The following is a 4,625-nucleotide window of genomic DNA, read 5'->3' as shown; positions in this document are numbered from 1 at the left end:
CGACGGCCCAGAAGCCGACGGCGAACCACAGCGCGGTGCCGACGCCCCCCGGCCCGATCCAGCCGAGCCAGTCGACCAGCAGGTTGAAGACCAGGATGTGGGCGATGTAGATCGACAGCGACATCTGGCCCGCCCGCCGCAGCGGATCGATCATCTGCGCCCCGATCCCGGTTGCCGTGTCGGCAATCCACGAGATGCCTGCGAACGCGACGAGCGCCGTCCCCAACGCACTCGCGACGTAGACCAGTCCGCGCTCGTACGGATCGTCGGACAGGAGTTGATCGCGGAACGGCGTGTCGGCGAACCCGTTCGCCAACCGCGCCACCGCGTACAGGACGAGGCCGAGACCACCGCACCACAGCCTCCAATCGGGAGAACTCAACGAACGACCGACGACGATCCCCGCGCACAGGAACGCGAGCCACGGCAGCAACGGATGTGTCCCGTTGACCCCGAGATCGAACACGAACCGGCGCACCGTGTCGGTACCCGGATTCGTCAACCAGACGACGGTGCCCCCGTCCTCGACGCTCCGGTACGCCCACGTCTCGATCCACCAGCCGGCGAGTGCCGCACCGAACCCGATGGAGACGAGCCATCGAGAGCTCAGGGTGAACAACACGGAGGCGATCACGAACATCGCGCCGTAGTAGTAGATGATCGTGCCGGGCCAGATGACGTCGAGGACCTGCCCGAGTACGTACAGCGCCAGACCCCTTCGCACCAGCCGCCAACGCATCTCGGTGACCGCCGCTGCCGCACCGGGCACGCCGGCGGAGCGTTCGGCGACGCATCGCCGCGTCAACAGCGTGATCCCCACTCCCGCCGTCAGCACGAAGGTGGCGGCGAAACGTGTGGACAGTGGACCCTCGAACGGGTCGAAGAACCGTTCGAGCGCCGTCGCCGACGGGACGAATTCGCCCGCGCGGATCATCAGGTAGCCGTGATAGTTCATGACCACGACACCGATCAGCGCAACGCCGCGGACCACGTCGGGACCGGGCAATCGATCGAGCGATTCCGACGGCGGTCGAGCCTGTTCGCTGAGCGAGCGATCGACCGCGCTCATCTCATTCCCATCGGTATTCGTCGACAGTCGTCATGTGCAGCGGTCGCTGGACGTCCACGTCGTCGCCGATCGCCGGCAGCGGATCCCCCGCGGGCACGAATGCCATCGACGTGTGCATGTGCGGCGCCTCGTGCAACGCCAGGCGAGTTCGGGAGAAGTGGAACGGGCTGCGTCCGTCGGCCAGCGGCGTCACACCGTTCGCCGTCCCCGCACCGATCATGAGCAGATGGCCGTCGACCGGCACCTGTTCCTGGTGATATCCGGCCGTCGTCCCCGCGGAGATCGCACGGACGTCGAGCACATCGGCACCGAGGCGAAGCGCGGACTTGTCACCGTGCCACAGCGCAGTCCCGATCCTGATTCGGTACGACCGACCGTCGCCGAGCGAGCGATACGTGTCGAGTCCGAGGTGGCTCACCCAGACCGGAACCGCCGGGTCGACGTCCACCAGCGCCGTCGCGATCTGTTCGAGCCGATCGTCGTCGGTGCCGGCGATCGGCGGATGAACCGACACCCCGACGACGTCGAGCCCGGACGATCGTGCGTGGGCGATCAGGGACGGATCGCCGCCGAAGCGGCGCAGGTCGCTCGTGAGCTTGACGATCACCCGGCCGGACCAGCCGGCGAGGGCGGTCACGTGCTCGTTCCGTCCGACGGTGAGAATCGGCTCGGTCGTGGGTGGGGCGGTCAGCGTGGGGGTGAGCACGACGGCCGTCAGCGACGCAGGGAGACCGTCGAGTTCGTGGACGGTCCCGACCGCCACCGTGTCGCAGAACTCGGCCGCGAGCTCAGCGAGATGTCGCCGGCCGAAGCCGTAGCCGTTTCCCTTCACCACCGGAACGAGACCGTCGACGGTGCTGACGGTTCGCGCGACCTGGCTCCGCCACACCGCAGTGCGTACATGGAGTCGGACCGTCACCCGTGCGACGGTAGCGCCCGAGTTCGATCAGCGACCCACATCTCCCGGCGGACGGACGGCTCGACGCGATCGCCGCGCACCGCGCCAGGCCACCGCGCCCGCGCCGATGAGCGGTCCGGAGTCGGCGAGACGAGACGGGGTGATCCGGGCGCCACGGCTGTAGGGCAACTTCGCGTTCTCGTCGAGCGTGACCTGCGCGGAATGGAAGAACGTCGCCGCGAATCCGAGCGCGACGCTGCCGCCGACCACCACCAGCGACAGGTCGAGCGCATTGCAGACCGACGCGGCGGCCAACCCGACCAGGCGCCCCGTCCGCTGCATGATCTCGTACGTGGGCTCGGTCGGAGGGCGCCCCGTGATCGACTCGATCGCCAGTCCCGAGGCCTCGGCCTCCAGACAGCCCTGTGCTCCACATCCACAACGGCGACCGCCCGGCTCGACGATCACGTGGCCGATGTGCCCGGCGTTGCCGGTCGCCCCGTCGAGGAGTTCACCGTCGAGCACGACACCGCCCCCGACTCCGGTCGACACGGTCAGCGCGCAGAAGTTCGGGTGCCCCTGCGCCGCGCCGAGCCAGCCTTCGGCGAGGGCGAGGGCCTTGGCGTCGAGGTCACCGAACACGGGAAGCTGTGTGGTCTCCTGGAGTCGCGCCCGCAACGGAAACTCGCGCCACGCCGGGATGTTCACCGGTGACACGGTCTCGAGGTTGCGCGCGACCGGTCCGGCCGAACCGACCCCCACCGCGCGGATCCGGACGTGGTGTTGATCGCGCGCCCGTTCCATGATCTCCGAGATCATCCCGGCCAACGACGTGTAGTGCGCTTCGGGAACGACATCTCGTTCGACCTCGACCCGGGCGCGGTCGATCAGCTCGCCCCGCGCGGTCACCAACCCGGCCGCGAACTTGGTCCCACCGATGTCGATCGCGAGCACGACGTCGGGTCGCGGTGGCAACGGAATCGGCGGCGCCTGCACCGCCTCGGGGTCCTCGACGGGGAGCCCCTGATCGACGACTGCCCGGCTCCCGTCATCGAGTCCCCCCGCCGTGACGGAGTCGGGATCGTCACCGGCCGCCATCACACCGGGGGTCTGCGGGTCGGTCATCGTCAGAGACGGTAGTCGTCCCCGGTCGTCTGCGACTCGATCCACATGACAAACGCGTTGAGTGTTTTCCTACCACGATGCGTCGGACTCCCGAATGTTCTACAATTCGGCTCGGTGCACCTCGCACCGCGGTTCACCATGCGCGCGGAATTCTCTCACTCACCTGATCCTGGCGACCCGATCGGCGGGCGTCGCGCGCTGCCGCGTCGTGTCATCGGCTCGATCGCGGTCGGCGGAGTGATCATCGCAGGGGGAATCGCGGCCCCACACAGCGCCGCAGCGCTCCCGATCGACGGCACCACTCCCGTTCCGGCTCCAACCACTCCCGTTCCACCTCCGACCACTCCCCCGGCTCCGCCGCCGAGCCCCACGACGACACCGACGACGGCCCCGCCGACCACCACGACGACGACGACCGTGGCACCGACTCCGGTCACGACGACCAAGCCGACCACGACGGCCAAACCGTCACCGAACACCACCGCTGCGCCGGTCACCACCGCGCCACCCGTCACCACCGCGCCGCCGGTCACCACCGCGCCGGAGGCGACGACCACCACCATCCCCGGACCGACGGCACCACCGGAACTGAGCATCGTCGTCTACCCCGAACAGATCGAACACGTCCTCGCGACGATCCGCTACCTCGAATCCCGCGGCAACTATCTCGCGCCGCCCAATGCGGGTGGCGCCTCCGGTGCGTATCAGTTCGTACGATCGACCTGGAACAACTACGGCGGATACGCGCACGCCTACCTCGCTCCGCCCGCGGTGCAGGACGAACGGGCGGCCAGCGACGTCCGGCGCTTCCTCGCCCAGTTCAACAACGACGTCTCGATGATCCCGGTCATGTGGTACTACCCGATCGCCGCGACGCAGACCGAGTGGATGGATCGGGTCCCGGCACCGCAGTTCGGAAATCGACTGACGATCCGGGAGTACCAGACGCTCTGGTTGCGGACATTCGCTCGGATCTCGGGAACCACGATCACCGCTCGGGTCTCCGGTCCCGCCGTGTCGCCGGTGACCCTGGGAGCACCACCGATGCTCGAAGTCGCGGAGGATGGCCGGCATCCGTTGTCGTTCCCGGTGCTCGGACCAGCCGATGTGGTGCTCCCCGAGTGCGCCGAAACAGCGATGGAAGAACCGGCCGAGCAGACCGAGGGCGTGGGCTGGGTCGCGGTCACCAGCTTCGCCGATCTGAACGACGCGAGCCGGTGCAGCACTGCCGCCCCTGGCGTGATCGTCGGTGTCCAGCTCCAGCCGGTCCTGGCCGTCTCCGATGGGGTCGTCACCGACGTCCGGAACGACCCGGCATCCATCGAGCCGATCTCGGTGACCCTGACGGACACCGCGGGGACGAGCTACGAGTACTCGGGCTTCAACGACGACACCCCGGGCACCGACGACGGAAACGCACCGTCACACCTGCGCTTGACGGCACTCGCCGAGGTCGGCCAAACCGTCCGCGCCGGCCAGGTCATCGGGTACATGGGCAACAGTGACCCCGTGCCTGCGGAGTCGAGCGTCGAC

The 4,625-nt window shown here is 68.5% G+C and carries 3 protein-coding genes and 1 pseudogene; 1 reads left to right on the top strand and 3 read right to left on the bottom strand.

Annotated features, from left to right (window positions below):
- The 3 genes from WBV89_RS00775 to WBV89_RS00765 form a co-directional block, all read right to left on the bottom strand.
- The coding region (locus WBV89_RS00775) for a heparan-alpha-glucosaminide N-acetyltransferase domain-containing protein (RefSeq protein WP_423979435.1) at positions 1-1,069 on the bottom strand (1,069 nt) is incomplete at its 3' end.
- 1 nt (position 1,070) lies between these two features.
- Entirely contained in the window at positions 1,071-1,988 is a 918-nt protein-coding gene (locus WBV89_RS00770) for an alanine racemase (protein WP_423979434.1), read from the bottom strand.
- A gap of 27 nt (positions 1,989-2,015) precedes the next feature.
- Complete coding sequence (locus tag WBV89_RS00765; RefSeq protein ID WP_423979433.1) at positions 2,016-3,092, bottom strand: ROK family protein; 1,077 nt, start codon at positions 3,090-3,092, stop codon at positions 2,016-2,018.
- Between the two features lie 114 nt (positions 3,093-3,206).
- Here WBV89_RS00765 and WBV89_RS00760 point away from each other — a divergent pair.
- A pseudogene (locus WBV89_RS00760) lies at positions 3,207-4,625 on the top strand (hypothetical protein); the annotation flags it as partial.

It is taken from the genome of Ilumatobacter sp. (genome assembly GCF_049588435.1).
Classification (GTDB): Bacteria; Actinomycetota; Acidimicrobiia; order Acidimicrobiales; family Ilumatobacteraceae; genus Ilumatobacter_A.
The sequence above is the reverse complement of the archived record's forward strand: the minus strand, read 5'-3'. Positions and strand labels throughout refer to the sequence as shown.